This is a genomic window from Pseudonocardia benzenivorans CB1190 (assembly GCF_000196675.2).
GTDB lineage: Bacteria > Actinomycetota > Actinomycetes > Mycobacteriales > Pseudonocardiaceae > Pseudonocardia > Pseudonocardia benzenivorans.
The window spans coordinates 5836844-5852642 of the sequence record NC_015312.1 but is presented as its reverse complement, the minus strand read 5'-3'; the positions used below and the strand labels follow the sequence as shown (position 1 = coordinate 5852642).

19 protein-coding genes are annotated in these 15799 nt (G+C 73.6%); 9 read left to right on the top strand and 10 right to left on the bottom strand.

The annotated features are described in order from the left end of the window. The first annotated feature begins 44 nt into the window (after positions 1–44). A complete protein-coding gene (locus PSED_RS27595; protein WP_013677525.1) occupies positions 45–509 on the top strand; it encodes a phosphatase domain-containing protein in 465 nt (154 codons plus the stop codon). A gap of 9 nt (positions 510–518) precedes the next feature. Here the strand turns inward: PSED_RS27595 and PSED_RS27590 are convergent, their stop codons facing one another. The 3 genes from PSED_RS27590 to PSED_RS27580 all read right to left on the bottom strand — a co-directional run bounded on the left by PSED_RS27590 (position 519) and on the right by PSED_RS27580 (position 2362). Next, entirely contained in the window at positions 519–887 is a 369-nt protein-coding gene (locus PSED_RS27590) for a nuclear transport factor 2 family protein (RefSeq protein WP_013677524.1), read from the bottom strand. 66 nt (positions 888–953) lie between these two features. Continuing rightward, a complete protein-coding gene (locus PSED_RS27585; protein WP_013677523.1) occupies positions 954–1388 on the bottom strand; it encodes a GlcG/HbpS family heme-binding protein in 435 nt (144 codons plus the stop codon). After that, positions 1385–2362, bottom strand: coding sequence for an NAD(P)/FAD-dependent oxidoreductase (locus PSED_RS27580; RefSeq protein ID WP_013677522.1), 978 nt, complete (start codon positions 2360–2362; stop codon positions 1385–1387). The genes PSED_RS27585 and PSED_RS27580 overlap by 4 nt, the downstream gene beginning before the upstream one ends. A gap of 63 nt (positions 2363–2425) precedes the next feature. Here PSED_RS27580 and PSED_RS27575 point away from each other — a divergent pair, with 63 nt between their 5' ends. After that, positions 2426–3016, top strand: a complete 591-nt coding sequence (locus tag PSED_RS27575) for a helix-turn-helix domain-containing protein (RefSeq protein WP_013677521.1) — start codon at positions 2426–2428, stop codon at positions 3014–3016. 19 nt (positions 3017–3035) lie between these two features. Here PSED_RS27575 and PSED_RS27570 read toward each other — a convergent pair whose 3' ends face one another. Then, positions 3036–3917, bottom strand: coding sequence for an acyl-CoA thioester hydrolase/BAAT C-terminal domain-containing protein (locus PSED_RS27570; protein WP_143770649.1), 882 nt, complete (start codon positions 3915–3917; stop codon positions 3036–3038). A gap of 125 nt (positions 3918–4042) precedes the next feature. Between PSED_RS27570 and PSED_RS27565 the strand changes: the two genes are divergently transcribed. Both PSED_RS27565 and PSED_RS27560 read left to right on the top strand, forming a co-directional pair. After that, positions 4043–4570, top strand: a complete 528-nt coding sequence (locus PSED_RS27565) for a PaaI family thioesterase (RefSeq protein WP_013677519.1) — start codon at positions 4043–4045, stop codon at positions 4568–4570. Beyond that, positions 4543–5637 (top strand): alpha/beta hydrolase, encoded by a 1095-nt coding sequence (locus tag PSED_RS27560; protein ID WP_325176147.1) that lies wholly within the window; start codon positions 4543–4545, stop codon positions 5635–5637. Before PSED_RS27565 ends, PSED_RS27560 begins: the two co-directional genes overlap by 28 nt. An 18-nt stretch (positions 5638–5655) precedes the next feature. Here the strand turns inward: PSED_RS27560 and PSED_RS27555 are convergent, their stop codons facing one another. Continuing rightward, positions 5656–6150: a hypothetical protein gene (locus tag PSED_RS27555; protein WP_143770647.1), complete on the bottom strand. Its 495-nt coding sequence runs from the start codon at positions 6148–6150 to the stop codon at positions 5656–5658. A 300-nt stretch (positions 6151–6450) separates the two neighbouring features. Between PSED_RS27555 and PSED_RS27550 the strand changes: the two genes are divergently transcribed. Then, positions 6451–7761 carry an IS30 family transposase gene (locus PSED_RS27550; protein WP_013673246.1) on the top strand — a complete coding sequence of 437 codons (1311 nt, stop codon included), beginning with the start codon at positions 6451–6453 and terminating at the stop codon, positions 7759–7761. A 100-nt stretch (positions 7762–7861) separates the two neighbouring features. Here the strand turns inward: PSED_RS27550 and PSED_RS27545 are convergent, their stop codons facing one another. After that, entirely contained in the window at positions 7862–8878 is a 1017-nt protein-coding gene (locus tag PSED_RS27545; RefSeq protein WP_013677516.1) for a patatin-like phospholipase family protein, read from the bottom strand. Positions 8879–8950: 72 nt separating this feature from the next. On the opposite strand from PSED_RS27545, the gene PSED_RS27540 reads away from it, so the two are divergent. From PSED_RS27540 to PSED_RS27530, 3 genes are all read left to right on the top strand, one after another. Then, positions 8951–9271 carry a DMT family transporter gene (locus PSED_RS27540; protein WP_013677515.1) on the top strand — a complete coding sequence of 107 codons (321 nt, stop codon included), beginning with the start codon at positions 8951–8953 and terminating at the stop codon, positions 9269–9271. Positions 9272–9324: 53 nt separating this feature from the next. After that, positions 9325–10554 (top strand): serine hydrolase domain-containing protein, encoded by a 1230-nt coding sequence (locus PSED_RS27535; protein ID WP_013677514.1) that lies wholly within the window; start codon positions 9325–9327, stop codon positions 10552–10554. A gap of 61 nt (positions 10555–10615) precedes the next feature. Continuing rightward, the gene (locus PSED_RS27530; protein ID WP_013677513.1) at positions 10616–11026 is read left to right on the top strand and encodes a phage holin family protein; all 411 of its coding nucleotides are present in this window, start codon (positions 10616–10618) and stop codon (positions 11024–11026) included. Between the two features lie 37 nt (positions 11027–11063). On the opposite strand, the gene tenA is transcribed toward PSED_RS27530, so the two are convergent. Beyond that, positions 11064–11726, bottom strand: a complete 663-nt coding sequence (gene tenA, locus PSED_RS27525; RefSeq protein ID WP_013677512.1) for a thiaminase II — start codon at positions 11724–11726, stop codon at positions 11064–11066. 236 nt (positions 11727–11962) lie between these two features. On the opposite strand from tenA, the gene PSED_RS27520 reads away from it, so the two are divergent. Continuing rightward, entirely contained in the window at positions 11963–12169 is a 207-nt protein-coding gene (locus PSED_RS27520; protein WP_041760050.1) for a hypothetical protein, read from the top strand. Between the two features lie 112 nt (positions 12170–12281). On the opposite strand, the gene PSED_RS27515 is transcribed toward PSED_RS27520, so the two are convergent. From PSED_RS27515 to PSED_RS27505, 3 genes are all read right to left on the bottom strand, one after another. Beyond that, positions 12282–12626 carry a hypothetical protein gene (locus tag PSED_RS27515; RefSeq protein WP_013677510.1) on the bottom strand — a complete coding sequence of 115 codons (345 nt, stop codon included), beginning with the start codon at positions 12624–12626 and terminating at the stop codon, positions 12282–12284. A 206-nt stretch (positions 12627–12832) separates the two neighbouring features. After that, positions 12833–14503 (bottom strand): class I adenylate-forming enzyme family protein, encoded by a 1671-nt coding sequence (locus tag PSED_RS27510; RefSeq protein ID WP_013677509.1) that lies wholly within the window; start codon positions 14501–14503, stop codon positions 12833–12835. Beyond that, the gene (locus PSED_RS27505; RefSeq protein WP_013677508.1) at positions 14500–15786 is read right to left on the bottom strand and encodes a cytochrome P450; all 1287 of its coding nucleotides are present in this window, start codon (positions 15784–15786) and stop codon (positions 14500–14502) included. Before PSED_RS27505 ends, PSED_RS27510 begins: the two co-directional genes overlap by 4 nt. Positions 15787–15799: the final 13 nt, after the last annotated feature.

Below are 15799 nucleotides of genomic sequence, written 5' to 3'. Positions count from 1 at the left end.
GGGCCCGTCCCGTCCCGCCGGATCCCGGCCGGGAGAATCGCGCGGTGGACGTCGACGGCGGGGCGAGATTGACGGGGGCGACGACCCTGCCCGACGGCACGCCGGTGCGTGGCCGCGGGCGCCGTGAGCCGCTGCCCGGCGGCCCCGACCCGCAGTTCGGGCTCTACCTCGGATCGCCGCGCAGGCGGTTCACCCGCGCCCCGGTGTGGACGCCGCCGTGGCCCGCCGAGTGGATCGACTGGCCCGACTTCCGCACCCCGCGCGACGACGCCCGTGCCGCCGCGATGGTCGTCGCCGCCTACGAGCGGGCGCGGGCGGGCGAACGGGTCGAGGTCGCGTGCGGCGGCGGCACGGGGCGCACCGGGACGGTGCTGGCGTGCATGGCGATCCTGGCCGGCCACCCCGCCGACGACGCGCTCGCCTGGGTCCGCGGGCACTACCGGCCGCGCGCGGTCGAGACGCCGGGGCAGAAGCGCTGGATCCGGCGGTTCCCGACGCTCGTCGGGTGACGTCGCCGGTCAGAACTCGATCTCGTCGGCCTCGCCGAGCCCGGCCGCGGCCAGCGCGGCGTCGAGCCCGTCGTCGTGGCGGACGATGCGGCTGATCCGGCCGTCGCGCGCGGTGAACTCGGTGGCGACGCTGCGGGTGCTGTCGTCGTCGATCCAGCGTGCGTCCTGCAGCGCGACGGCGACGTCGCCGCGGCCGAAGAACCGCACCGTCGACAACGAGATGCCCGAACCGGCCACCCAGCTGCGCAGGACCTCGACGCCGCGGGCGGCCCCGCGGGGGCCGCCCACCTCGACGTCGTCGGTGACGAGCGCGGCGGCCGCGTCGACGTCCACCGCGTTGACCGCGCTCTCGAAGGCGCGCACGAGATCGGGGGTCATTCCCCGATCCTGCCGCGTCCGGCGGGCGTCGGCACCCGCCGATCGGCCCGCCGTCGCGAGCCGGCCCTACTCGGCGCCGGTCACGGGCACGAGCCCGGCCGCGCGGATGCCGGCCACGGCGGCGGCCTCGTCGTTGAGCGAGGCGTCGCCGGTGACCCCGACGGCCCCGAGCAGCCGGCCGTCGCCGTCGCGCACGAACACGCCGCCGGGGACCGACAGGATCCGGCCGCCGGCCAGCGTCGCGACGGAGGTGAAGAACTCGGGGGAGTCGGCCGCCCGGGCGGCGATGGCGCGGTTGGTCATGCCCAGCGCGAGCACGCCGTAGGCCTTGGCGACGGCGAGATCGGGCCGCAGGTTGCCGGACCCGTCCTGGCGGGCCAGTGCGACGAGCGCGCCGCCCGGGTCGAGGACGGCGACGGTCAGCGGGTTGAAACCCTGCTCGGTGCCGTGGGCGAGTGCTGCGGTGACGACGGTCTGGGCCTGTTCGAGGGTGATGCTCACGGGTGGGAGCCTGCCACGCCGGCCCCCGTGAGTGACGTCGGTGCGAGGGCCGCGCGCGCCTCCTCCGCGACGAGATCCGCGTTGACCATCGCACCCGCCTTCGCCCCGGCCGCCGCCGACGCGCCGACCTGCGCGAACGGGTCGGTCAGGTTGCCGGCGGCCCAGACGCCGGGCGTGGCGGTCGCTCCCGTCGGGTCGGCCTCGACCGCGGCGCCCGTCCCGCCCGGCAGCTCGCGCAGGCCCAGGCCGAGATCGGCGAGCAGGTCGCGCCGGGCGACGGGCCGCGACCCCACGGCGACCGCCTCCGCGGGCACGACCTCACCCGACCGCAGCTGCACGCCGGTGAGCACGTCGTTCTCGACGACGACCCGCGCCACCGCGCCGTCGACGACCCGCACACCGACGGCCGCCAGCTCCGCGGCCTGCTCGTCGACGAGTGCCGGCTGTTCGTGCAGCAGGAGCGTGACGTCGGCCGAGAGCTGGTGGAACAGCAGGGCCTGGTGCACGGCCATCGGGCCGGTCGCGAGTACGACGATCGCCCGATCCCGGACCTCCCAGCCGTGGCAGTACGGGCAGTGCAGCACGTCGCGGCCCCAGCGCGCGGCGAGACCGTCGACGGCGGGCAGCTCGTCGACGACGCCCGTCGCCAGGACGATGCGTCGGGCGTGCACGGCACCGCCGCCGTCGAGGGTGACCGTGAAGCCGCTCTCGTCGCGCGTCGCCGCGACCGCCCGCGCCCGGCGGACGACGACCCCGTACCGCCCGACCTCCTCCCGGCCGCGGCGCAGCAGCTCGGCCGGCGGGGTGCCCTCGTGCCCGAGCAGGCCGTGGATCCCTGCGGCGGGGGCGTTGCGCGGCTCGCCGGCGTCGAGCACCAGCACCGACCGCCGGGACCGGCCGAGCATCAGTGCGGCCGACAGCCCCGCGGCGCCACCGCCGACCACCAGGACGTCGTGGTTCTCCGAGTTCGTCATGCGCTCACCGTCCCTCGCCGCCGTGCTGTTGCGCCAACATCCTTGCCGGAGTAGCAAAGACGCATGACCGCCGACCCGACCGATCAGGGTGCCGTGCTGGCTCGCGTCGGCCCGCGCCTCGCGGAGCTGCGCCGCGAGCGCGACCTCACCCTCGCGGCCCTCTCCCGCACCACCGGGATCTCGACGAGCACGCTGTCGCGCCTGGAGTCCGGACACCGCCGGGCGACGCTCGAGCTGTTGCTGCCGATCGCCCGCGCGTACGGCGTCGGCCTCGACGACCTCGTCGGCGCCGAGCCGTCCGTCCCCGATCCGCGGGTCCGCGGCCTCGAGCCGATCCGCACCGGAAGTGCCGTCGCCTATCCGCTGACCCGCGGGCCGGTGCAGCCGCGGCCCTACCGCCTCGTCTACGGGCCCGGCCTGGAGTGCACCGAGCTGCGCACCCACGAGGGCTTCGAGTGGGTGTACGTCCTGAGCGGCCGGCTCACGCTCCTGCTGGGCGACAAGGAGATCCAGCTCGGCGTCGGCGAGGCGGCCGAGTTCGACTGCCACGTCCCGCACGGCTTCGCCACCGGGGACCGTCCGGTCGAGGCGCTGAGCCTGTTCGGCAAGCAGGGGGAGCGCGCCCACCTGCGGGCGAGCGGGCGTCGGGCGTAGCGGTCGAGCCCGGCGCCCGTCAGACGCCGGCGATGAACCGCACGGCACGGTCGAAGGCGTCGATCGCGGCGTCGGTGTTCGCCTGCGACCTCCCGCCGGCCGCGGCCACCCGGGCCGCGACGCCGGGTGCCTGCACCCCCTGCAGGTGCAGCCCGACGAACGTGTGCCCCGCCGCCGGATAGTCGAGCTCGGTCACGCGCGGCGACCGGGCCGCGATGGCGTCGGCGAAGGAACAGGAGGGCCAGAGCGCGTCGGCGCCGCCGCAGATGGTGAGGATCGGGCCGGCGACGGCGTCGTCGTCGATCGTCGCGCCCGGCGCCCGGGGGTCGTCCTGGTGCGCGACCGACGCCCAGGGCACCGGCCGTCCGGCCAGCGTCCATGCCGCCACGTGCGGCGACGGGCTGGACGCATGCACGACGCTGCTGGGGGAGTCGGCGACGACGCCACGCACGAGCGCCGGGAAGTCGACGGCGAGCAGCTGCGCGACCTCGCTGCCGCGGGAGGCCCCCCAGACCACGATCCGCGCCGGGTCGACCCCCGGCTGCGCGGCCAGCACCCGCAGCGCCGTCGCGAAGTACTCGAGCGGGATCTCCCGGAGTGTCGGGGGCAGCCCCGGGAGCCCGAAGTAGCCGACGGCGAGCGATACGAATCCCTTGCGCGCCAACGCCGCCGCGAGCGGATCGAGCGCGAGGCCGCCCTCCGCCCCGCCGACGACGAGCACCGCCGGTCGCCGGATCGGGTCGTCGGTGGCGCCGGGTGGACGGTGGAGCTCGCCGTAGAAGCCCGCTGTCGCAGGGCGCTCGTCGATCGCGAAGGGGTCCGACGGCGGGGCGGGTGTTCCCGCCGAGCATCCGGCGAGCAGCAACATCCCGGCCAGCACCACCAGGCCCCACCTGCGCACGGGGCCCGTTCTACCTGCGTTCCCCGTGGGCGGGCTGTGGCCTCCGCCGCGATTCGGTTGCGTCACGAAACCGTCAGTCTCTACTGTCGGCCAGGACGCACGCACACCCGTCGAGGAGTCCGGCCATGTCCGTCGAGTCCCTGCCCCGCGAGCCCGAGGGGGCCGTCCGGTCCCGCACCCACCGGTGGGAGGACCCGCGGATCGCCGCGTCGGCAGCCCGCGTCGAGGACGGGTTGACCTTCCTGCGCCGGCTCGCGGCCGGGGAGCTGCCGCCGCCGCCCATCGTCGAGACGCTGGGGTTGACGCTCGTCTCGGTCGAGGCCGGCCGGGTGGAGTTCGCCCTCGAGCCCGCGGAGTACCACTACAACCCGATCGGCTCGGTGCACGGTGGCGTCTACGCGACGCTGCTCGACTCCGCGACGGGCTGCGCCGTGCAGTCCACCCTCCCGGCGGGCGTGCACTACACGAGCCTCGACCTCACGGTGAAGTTCCTCCGGCCCATCACGGTCTCGACGGGACCGGTGCGCTGCGTCGGCGAGGTGCTGCAGGCCGGCAACCGGACCGCGCTGGCCGAGGCACGGATCCTCGACTCCGCCGACCGGCTGGTCGCGCATGCGACGAGCAGCTGCATGATCTTCCGTCCCGGCTCCTGACGGCGCCGCCCGGCCGCCGTGGTGACGCCCGTCAGGACGCAGACACGTCGCCTTCGGTCGTCCTACGGTCGGGGTACCGGTCTCGACGAGGAGATCCGCGCACCCCTCGAGGGACCGGCCGGTCCGGCACACGCCGGGCTGGTTCCGGGCGACCAGGGGAGCGACACATGGCCCGACGTGATATCGAGTTCGACGCCGAGGGCGTCGTCCTTCGCGGCTGGTTCTACGAGGCCGAGGGCGCCGACGGCCGGGCGCCGACCGTCGTGATGGCCCACGGGTTCTCCGCCGTGAAGGAGATGTACCTCGACTCGTTCGCCGAGGTCTTCGCCGCCGCGGGGCTCAACGCGCTCGTCTTCGACAACCGCAACTTCGGCGCGAGCGACGGCGAGCCGCGCCAGGAGATCGACCCGTGGGCGCAGGTCCGCGACTACCGGCATGCGATCACCTACGCCACGACCCGCGACGACGTCGACGCGACGCGGATCGGCATCTGGGGCAGCAGCTACTCGGGCGGGCACGTGCTGGTCGTCGGCGCGATCGACCGCCGGGTCAAGGCCGTCGTCGCCCAGGTCCCCCTGGTCAGTGGGTCGGCGAACATCGGCGAGCTGGTCAGGGCCGACTTCCGGGCCGGCTTCCGTGAGATGTTCGACGCCGACCGCGTCGCCCGGTTCGCAGGCGACCCGCCCGCGATGGTGCCGGTGGTCGCCGAGGACCCGCTCGCGCCCTCCGCCCTGCCGACACCCGACTCCTGGACGTGGTTCACCGAGACCGGCAAGCTGCGCGCCCCGTCCTGGCGCAACGAGGTGACGCTGCGGACCGTGGAGATGCTCGGCGAGTACGAGCCGGGCGGCTACCTGCCACGGATCAGCCCGACGCCGCTGCTGATGGTCGTCGCGCGCGAGGACCATCTCACCCCGTCCCACCTCGCGATCGACGCCTTCGAGAGCGCCCGCGAACCGAAGAAGCTGGTCATCCTGCCGGGCGGGCACTTCGACGCGTACGTCGACGGCTTCGACCAGGCGTCGGCCCCGGCGCGCGACTGGTTCGTCGAGCACCTGGGCGCCTGAACCGCGGGCGTCCGGACGTCACCACGGACCGGGCCGCGGGCCGCCGATCCCGACCTCGCGGCACCGCGGTCCCGGCTCCGGGTGGACGATCTGAGCGCCGCACACGCCGTCGCCCACCGGTGCCTCGCAGGTCCAGCTGTGGTGGCCGCGGCACGGGCAGGGCACCCAGCCGATGAGCACGCGGCGGGGTCCGAAGGGGTGGCCGTGCGGGCAGCGGGCGGGGCCGATCTGCTGCCACCGCCCGTCGTCACGACGGACGAGGGTGCCGATCCGCTCCGCGCGCTCGAGGTCGACGCGCTGCCACCAGACCGCGAGGTATGCCGAGCGGCGCTCGCCCGGCTCGTCGCCGACGCCGTCCCACGGATGTGTCTCGTCGACCCACGCGAGGGCCTCGTGCTCGATGTCGGCCACGAGGTCGGGGCCGCCGTAGTCGCGGGCGTCACGGAGCAGGTCGCCGTGGATCTTGTCGTCGTCGAGGAGGCCGCGGATCACGACCCAGGTTCGCCTCGCCACGGGGGCGGGGTCAACGCGGCTATCGGGTGGTTCGCGCTGCGCAGTGCCCGGTCCACAGGATGTGACCAACCTGTGGATCGACAGGGGACGTGTGGGTGAATTACACGGCTGTCACCTACCGTGGCGAGGTCCCCGGACCACGGACGACGGCGCGTGACGGCGCGCCCGACGCAACCTGACCGTCGGCCTGCGGGCGCGGGACGACCGTGGGGTTGCGCTCGAGCGTCTTCGTGCAACCTCACTGTCGGCCCGGGGCGGTGGATTCAAGGGTTCGTCGCAACACCCTGTCGAGCTGGGGTGATGAGTGTGATCGGTCCGCCGAGGGTGCCGCGGGAACGGGTCCGCCGGTTCTGGAGGGCCCGGTTGGCGGGGGCCACGATCGCGCAGGCCGCCGCGGAGGTGGGGGTGTCGGCCTCGGCCGGGCGGGGGTGGGTCGTCGAGTCTGGTGGGATGATCCCGGACCTGACCGAGCCCGGCGGGCGTTATCTGTCCCTGGCCGAACGTGAAGAGATCGCCGTGGGCTGGGCGGCCGGGCACAGCCGGGCCGAGATCGCCCGGCGGCTGGGCCGCCACCGCGCCACCATCGGCCGGGAACTGGCCCGTAACCGCACCGTGCGCTATCCACGCCGGCCCCCGCTGCCTGACGGGCGCCCGCACCGCCTGGGGCCAGACCCGGGCACGCACGGCGGCCGGGACCGGCCCCAGCACGAACGGCTGCGGTACCGGGCGGTGGTGGCCCAGGCCAAAGCCGAGGCCCGCGCCCGCCGCCGCACACCCGCCAAACTCCTCACCCACCCCGAGCTGGCCGCCCACGTACACACCAGGCTGGTCGAGCAGCAGTGGAGCCCGGAGCAGATCAGTCAGACTCTGCGCCGAGACTTCCCCGACCGGCCGGAGATGTGGGTGTCCCACGAAACCATCTACCAGGGCGTCTACCAGGCCCTCTACGTCCAAGGCCGCGGGCAGCTGCGCCGCGAGCTCGCGGGGTGTCTCCGGACCGGGCGGGCGTTGCGCCGCCCGAACCGGCTGCCCGACCAACGCCAACACCGCAACCAGACCCGGATCCGGGACAAGGTCATGATCTCCCAGCGGCCCGCGGAGGTCACCGACCGGGCCGTGCCCGGGCACTGGGAAGGCGATCTCATCCTCGGCACCGGCAACGAGACCGCGATCGGCACGCTGGTCGAGCGGACCACCCGGTTCGTGTTGCTGCTGCACCTGCCCGGGGGCCACGGCGCAGTCCAGGTCCGGGACGCGATGATCGCCGCGATGCGGGTGCTGCCCGCGATGGTGCGCCGGTCGTTGACCTGGGACCAGGGCATCGAGCTGGCCCGCCACGCCGAGATCACCATGGCGCTGGAGTTGCCGGTCTATTTCTGCGACCCACACAGCCCCTGGCAGCGGGGCAGCAACGAGAACACCAACGGGCTGTTGCGCCAGTACTTCCCGAAAAGCACCGATCTGTCCGTGCACACCCACGCCGATCTGGACCGGGTCGCGGACAAGCTCAACTCCCGCCCCCGCAAAACCCTGGACTGGGACACCCCCGGGGAAAGACTGACCCGACTACTGTCGCGGCCAGTAACCACCGGTGTTGCGACCACCCCCTGAACCCGAGGGCTCCCGAGAGCCGTGAGGTTGCGCTCGACGGGGGCCGAGCGGCGGGCGGGGCCGGGCGGCGGGGCGGGACGGCAGGGCGGGGCGGATCGGCTCAGCCCCGGGACACGGCGCGCAACGCCGACGCGACGGCCTCCCGGCCCAGTACGACGGCCTGCTCGATGCGGGGCACGTCGATCGTCAGCCCGCGCACCCCGGCCGAGCGGGCCGGGGTGATCGCCATGAGGTGCGCGCCGTCGCGGTCGGGGTGGGCGGCGTCGGAGAGCAGGGCGAGCGAGTCGGCGTGCCGGCGGACGTCCTGGGTCATCGCCCCCAGCCCGGGGACGACGACGTCGATCGACCGCGCCCAGAGCGGTGGGCGGGTCCCGGGCTCGGAGCGGCGCAGTTCGGGGACGGTGCGGGTGAGCAGCGCGAGCACGTGGGTGGCGCCGTCGCGCAGCGCGCGCAGCACGGGCATCGGGTCCGAGATCGAGCCGTCGATGTAGCGGCGGTCGCCGATCCGCACCGGCGGCCCGGCGAGCCACGGGATGGTCGCGGTCGCCCGCATGGCCCGCCGCCAGTCCTCACGGGTGGGGAGCCGCTCCAGCACGTGCGAGGTCATGTCGGCGGCATCGGTGACCAGCACGCGCAGCGGCACGGGATGGTCGCGCAGGGCCTCCCAGTCCGCGGGCTTGACGTGCACCAGGATGTCGTCGATCAGGTGGTCCAGCGACACCATGGGCCGCCGGGTCCCGAGCCGGCGCGGGTCGATGAACTCCTTGCACGCCATGTCGTCGGGGAAGATGCGGGCGGAGTCGTAGCCGTGCCCCAGCACCAGCGCGGTGCCGACGAACGCCCCCGCCGAGACCCCGTAGACGACGTCGAAGGCGTCGGCGAGGCCGGTCGTCTCCAGCGCGTGGACCATCCCTCCGGCGTAGGCGCCGCGCATCCCGCCCCCGCCGATGACACACGCGATCCGGTGCCCGTCGGTGCGGGCGCCGGGCACGCTGCCGGCCTCCCGGCGACGCAGCAGCGCGCGGATCACCTCGTCGTCGCCCGACAGCGTCGAGGCCGACACGGACGGGAGCACGGGTCCGTCGCCGGGGAACCCGTTCGGCACAGCCGGGTGCATGCTCCCGATTGTGACTCGATCGCGGGTCCGACGGGGACCGCGCGACCCCGGCCGCCCGGCATCGTGGCGGACATGGCGTGGCTCTGGCTGCTCGGCGCGATCGCGACGGAGGTCGTCGCGACGACGAGCCTCAAGCTCTCCGACGGCTTCTCCCGGCTCGTCCCGTCGGTCGTCGTGGTCCTTGGCTATGTCGGTGCCTTCGTGCTGCTCGCACAGGCGCTCAAGCGGTTCGAGGTCGGCACGGCGTACGCGCTGTGGTCCGGCATCGGGACGGCGGCGGTCGTGCTGATCGGGGTGCTGTTCCTCGGCGAGGGGCTGAGCCTCGTCAAGGCGGGCGGCGTGCTCCTGATCATCGGCGGCGTCGTCCTGCTGAACCTCTCCGGCGGCCACTGAGGACGGCCGGACGGGGACTGCCGCGGCGATCACCCGCCGGTAGGGTCGGCGACGTGGGTGAGCTCGCAGTGGAGGTGGACCCGGCCGCGGTCGGTGTCGACGAGGACAGGCTCGCGCGGATCGACGCGCACTTCCGGCGCTACGTCGACGACGGGAGGCTCCCCGGCTGGTCGGTCGCGGTGGCCAGACGCGGGAAGCTCGTGCACGTGTCCCACTACGGGCGGCGCGACGTCGAGGCCGGGCTGCCCGTCGAACCGGACACGGTGTGGCGGATCTACTCGATGACCAAGCCGATCACCTCGGTCGCCGCCCTGATGCTCCACGAGGAGGGCGCGTTCGCGCTCACCGATCCGATCTCGAACTTCATCCCGTCGTTCGCCGACGTGCGGGTGTACCGGTCCGGTTCGGCGCTGGCCCCGGCGACGGTGCCGACGTCCGAGCCGATCCGGGTGTGGCACCTGCTCACACACATGTCCGGACTGACCTACGGCTTCCACCACGCCCACCCGGTCGACGAGATGTACCGGCTGCGCGGCCACGAGCTGACCACGCCGCCCGACGTCGACCTGGCCGCGGCCTGCGACGAGTTCGCCGCGCTGCCGCTGCTGTTCCAGCCGGGCACCGAGTGGAACTACGGGGTGTCGACCGACGTGCTGGGCCGCGTCGTCGAGGTCGCGTCGGGCCGGACGCTCGACGAGTTCTTCGCCGAGCGCATCCTCGGCCCGCTCGGCATGTCCGACACCGGGTTCCAGGTGGCGGACTCCGCCGTCGACCGGCTCGCGGCGCTGTACCTGCCCCGCCCGGGCGGCGGGCTCGCGCGCAGCCCGCTCGGCGAGCTGATCACCAAGCCGCCGACCCTGCTCTCCGGCGGTGGCGGGCTCGCGTCGACGCTGCACGACTACCACCGCTTCACCCAGATGCTGGCCCGCGGCGGCGAGCTCGACGGGGTGCGGCTGCTGTCCAACCGCACCGTCGACCTGGCGACGCGCAACCACCTGCCGGGCGGAGCCGACCTCGACGCGGTCGGCCGCCCGATCTTCGCCGAGTCGCCGTACGCGGGCGTCGGGTTCGGGCTGGGCTTCTCCGTCGTCATCGATCCGGTGGTCGGCAAGAGCCTGACCAGCCCGGGCGAGTTCGCCTGGGGCGGCCTGGCCAGCACGGCGTTCTACGTCGACCCGGTCGAGGAGGTCACGGCGGTCTTCATGACGCAGCTGATGCCCTCGAGCACGTACCCGATCCGGCCGCAGCTGCGCACGCTCGTGAAGCAGGCCCTGGTCGACTGAGCCGACCGGGGACCCGGGAGGATGCGCCCGGAACTTCACGCGAGAGAGAGAAGAGTCACCGATGAGCAACGCCCTCGCCATCACGATCCGGGTGATCGTCGTCGCGATCGCCCTCTGGGTCGCGACGTTGCTCGTCGGCGGCATCCGGCTCGGCACCGAGGTCAGCCCGAACTCGACGACGGCCTCGACCATCGGCACGCTGCTCGTCGTCGCCGTCATCTTCGGCCTCATCAACGCGGTGCTGAAGCCGATCATCAAGGTGATCGGCTGCCCGCTCTACATCCTGACGCTCGGCCTGATCAGCCTGGTCGTCAACGGCCTGCTGCTGTGGCTGGCCGGCTACATCGCCGAGAGGGTCGGCCTGCCGTTCGCCGTCGACGGGTTCTGGGCGGCGTTCTGGGGCGCGATCATCGTCGCGGTCGTGTCGTTCCTGCTCCACGTGCTGATCCCGGACCGCTTCGACCAGCGCTGACCGCCGCCTGCCCGGTCCGGGACGCACGGCGGACCGGTCAGACGGGCCAGGCCTCCCGGCGCCACGCGCCGTCCCAGAACATCCACTCGTAGCGCGACGTCGTGTGGAAGTGCCTGCGCATCCGCTCGATCTCGGCCGGCCCGGCGGTCTCGCCGATCCGGTCGGTGACGGCGAGCACGGCGTCGACGACCGTCTGGAAGTCCTCGTCGCCGTACATCGCGATCCAGCGCGCGTAGAGCGGATCGGGCGAGCTGCGCTCGAGGAGCTCGGCACCGACCTTCGCGTAGATCCAGTAGCAGGGCAGGACCGTCGCGACGGCCTCGGCGTAGGAGCCTCCGTGCGCGACGGCCAGCAGGTAGCTCAGGTAGGCCTGCGTCGTCGGGGCGACCGGCTCCTTCGCCGCGGCCTCGGGCGTCGTACCCAGTGCGTCGACCAGCGCGGCGTGCATCCCCTGCTCGGCGGCGACGGCGCTGGTGGCGCTCGTCGCGAACATGACGGTCTCCTCGTCGGTCGGCGCCTTCGCCGCGCACGCGGCCAGCGCCTTCGCGTAGCCCCGCAGGTAGTGCGAGTCCTGGACGATGTAGTGCCGGAACGACTCGTGGGGCAGCGACCCGTCGGTCAGGCCGGTGACGAAGGGGTGTGCGAGGACCTGCGCGTAGATGTCCTCGACGTCTGACCACAGCTGCTGGGTGAGGCTCACGGGCACGAATGTAGATCGTCGGGATGCACGCCCGGGGCGGGCGGAGATCATCTGCGCAGGTCGTGGCGGTGCAACCCCGCTCCGTGCGCACAGGGTGAGATACTCGTCACTCCATGGGATCGGTCATGTCGCGCCGTGAACCGGGTAGGCGACGATGTGCCCAACAGGGTGCGTTTCAGTGTCGAGGCGCTCGTCCGTACGTGTCAGGCTGACGGCGAGGAGAGCGAGTGAGCCCGATGGACCACCACGAGAAGATGCGGCTGCGCGCAGCAGCGTTCCGTGCCACGCGACTGTACCCCGGCCCGGTCGGGGAGCTGATCTCCAAGGAGATTCTGACCTGGGAGGAGTTCGGGTACCGGCTGGGCGGGACCCAGCTGATCATGCGGCTGGTCGACCACGTGCTGCAGAGCCCGCTGACGTCCTCGGGCGAAGCGGCCGCCTGACCACCGCCCGGCCCTGGCGGGTCGGGCCGCTCGAACCGACCGTGCGACGGGCCGTTGCGACAGGCCCGTTGCGACCGACCGCGCGTCCGGCCGGGTCGCCGTGCCCGGGGTGTTACGGCGCGCCGAGCGTCATGCCCGCGTTCGCGGCGTCGCCCGAGTCGGCGTTGGAGCCCGCCGAGGCCCCGACCGCGGCCGAGACGATGACCACGGCCGCGAACGTCACGATCGTCCCCACGCGACCGGCGACGTCGATGATGGTGCCCAGCCGGCTCCGGGTCCGCGCGGCCCCGACCGCGTGGACACTCTCGACGCCGCTCCCCAGAGACGTCGGGGTAGCCTGAGCCGGCTGGTTCCGCGCATCCACCGCGAGGTGGGCAGGCGGCACGAGGCGTTGGGTGGGCAGGTCCATGAACGAGCGCGACATCGGGACCGCGGGCGTGACGCGCGTCGCCGTCATGGCGGACCACCCTTCATCGGGGAGCGGAACGTTCGGCCGAACGGTCGGCCGTGTGCGGCCCCGCGGGGTAGCTCGGGTGTCCGTACATGGAGCATGTCGTCGCCGGTCCGGCGACCGTTAGCGACGATCACCCTATCGGGGCCGTTGGTCCCGGGGCGGACCGGGCCCTCCCGCACGGCACCGTTCCCGCGCAGGTCAGACGGACGTCACGACACCTGCAGCCGCTCCCGGAGCGCACGCTTGAGCACCTTGCCCGCCGCCGACACCGGAATCTCGTCGACGAGCACCACCTCGCGCACCCGCTTGTACGGCGTGACCTGGGCGTTCACCCTGTCGATCACCTCCTGGACCCCGGCCTCGTCGAGCCCCGGCGCGACGACGAACGCCACCGGCAGCTCGCCGACGTCGGACTGCGGCCTGCCCACGACCGCCGCCCCGACCACTCCCGGCTCGGCGTGCAGCAGCTCCTCGAGCTCGCGGGGATACACGTTGTACCCCTTGTAGATCAACATGTCCTTCTTGCGATCGACGATCCGCAGGTAGCCGTCCTCGTCGAGGACGCCGACGTCGCCGGAGTGCAGCCACCCGTCGACGAGTGTCGCGGCCGTCTCCTCCGGCCGGTTGCGGTAGCCGGCCATGACCTGTGGTCCGCGGATGCAGACCTCGCCCTCCTCACCGACGGGCACCTCCACGCCGTCGGGGTCGAGGATCGCGATCTCGGTGTCCGGGACGGGCAGGCCGACGGTCCCGGGCTTACGGACGGCCGAGCGGGCCGACGGCCCGATCGTCGCGCCCATCGTCACCTCGGTGAGGCCGTAGCCCTCCGCGATGACGACGTCCTCGCCGAGCCGGCGGCGCAGGCCCTGGATCACCTCCAGCGGCAGCGGCGCCGCGCCGGAGCTCAGGCCGCGCACGCTCGACAGATCGCGCGTCGCGAGGTCCGGGTGACGCAGCAGGGCCGCGTAGAGCGGCGGGGCGCCCGAGAGCGTCGTCGCGCCGAAACGCTCCACGTCGGCGAGGTAGGCGGCCGGCTCGAACCGCTCGTGCAGCACCATCGTCGTCCCCGAGAGGACGGGGACGTTGAGGCCACCGATCGTGCCCATCGCGTGGAACCACGGCGCCAGACAGATGGACACCCCGGTGCCCAGCCGCGTCGGGTGCTCCTCCGGTGGGCTGATCTGCTCGATCCACAGGCCGCCGGCGTCGTCGACCCTGCTGACCGCCCCGGCGCCGCCGCAGGCGTACTGCAGCACGTTCGCGACGACGTTGCGGTGCGTCAGCTGGACCGCCTTCGACCGGCCGGTCGTCCCGCCGGTGTAGGCGAGGTGCGCGAGGTCGGCGGCGGGCTCGGTGACGGGATCGGGCGGGGTGACCGGGGCGTCGGCGTGAAAGGCCTCGAAGTCGACCGCGGGGTCGAGCGCGAGCCGCCGCGCCGGGTCGACGCCCTGGTCGCGGTCGGTCACCAGCACCAGCCGCACCGCCGTCCGGTCCTGCACGGACGCGAGCGCCGGCAGTACCGATGCCCAGGTCAGGGCGACCGTCGCACCGGAGTCGGCGAGCTGGGCGGCGAGCTCGGCGGGCGGCAGCAGCGGGTTGGCCGGGGTGAACGTCGCCCCGGCCAGCAGGATGCCGTAGTAGGCGATCGCGTACTGCGCGCAGTTGGGCAGGTGCACGGCGACGACGTCGCCGCGGCCGGTCCCGTGCGCGCGCAACGCGTGCGCGAACGCACAGGCACGCTCGTACAGCCCGGCGTACGACAGCTCCCGGCCCTGGTAGTGCAGCGCGACCCGGTCGCCGAAACGGCGGGCCGAGCCGGCGAGGATCGCGCCGACGGCGACGTCCGGGTACTCCAGGTGCTCCCGCGACGTCGAGCTCATCGGCTGCCCCCGGCCGTGAACGCGACCGGGAGGTGCTTGACGCCGTTGATGAACATCGACCGCAGCCGGTGCGGGGGCGCGGTCGCGTGGATGTCCGGCAAACGCGTGAGCAGCTCGCGGAACATCACCGACATCTCCCGGCGAGCCAGGTGCGCGCCGAGGCAGAAGTGCGGGCCCGGCCCGCCGAAGCCCACGTGGGGATTGGGGTCGCGCCGCACGTCGAACCGCTCGGGGTCGACGAAATGCGCGGGATCGCGGTTGGCCGACCAGTAGAACAGCGCGAGCTTGTCGCCCTCGCGCAGTGGCGTGCCGTTCAGCTCGGTGTCGCGGGTGCACGTCCGCCGCATGAAGATCACCGGCGACGCGACGCGCACGATCTCGTCGACCGCGGTGGGGGTGACGCCGTCGATGTCGTCGAGCCAGGCCGCGCGCTGGTCGGGGTGCTCGGTGAGCAGCTGCAGCCCCCACGAGATCGCGTTGCGCGTGGTCTCGTTGCCGGCCACGACGAGCAGGATGAAGAAGCTCGCCAGCTCGTCGGGGGTGAGGCGCTCGCCGTCGATCTCCGCGTTGACCAGCGCGGACGTCACGTCGTCGGTGAGGTTCGCGGCCCGCGCCGCGCCGAGGTCGCGCATCAGCTCGGCCAGCCCGCCCGCCGCGGTCAGGATCGCGGTGACGGTGTCGGTGCCCTCCGGCACGTACTCCGGGTCGCCCGCGCCGAGCACGACGTTCGACGCGTCGAACACGAAGTCGTGCTGGCTCGCGGGCACCCCCATCAGCTCGCAGACGATCGTCATCGGCAGCCGGGCGGCGATCTCGGTGACGGCGTCGCACTCGCCGCGGTCGATCACGTCGTCGACGATGCGCCGGGCCGTCGTGGCGACGTCGTCGGTCAGCTGGGCGAGCCGGCGCGGGGTGAACCCGCGGGAGACGATGCGGCGCATCCGGGCGTGCCGCGGGTCGTCCATCCCGATCATCGAGCCGAAGAACTCGACGAACTCGGCGGGCATGTCGGGGATCGACGTGGAGCCCTTGCCCGAGCAGAAGACCTGCGGGTGCCGGCTGACCTCGTGGATGTCGTCGAGCCGGGTGACGGCGTAGAACCCGCCGTCGGGGTCGCGGAACGGGGACTCGGGCTCCGGGTGGTACGACACCGGATCGCGCTCCCGCAGGGCCGCGAACCCCGCGGCCCGTTCGGGGAGCGGCGCGGCCCAGAACCCGTCGAGGTCCGACAGGTCGATGCCGGTCACGCCCCGGCCGGAACTCGTCACGTCGGTCGGCGCCATCGCCGTTCCCCCC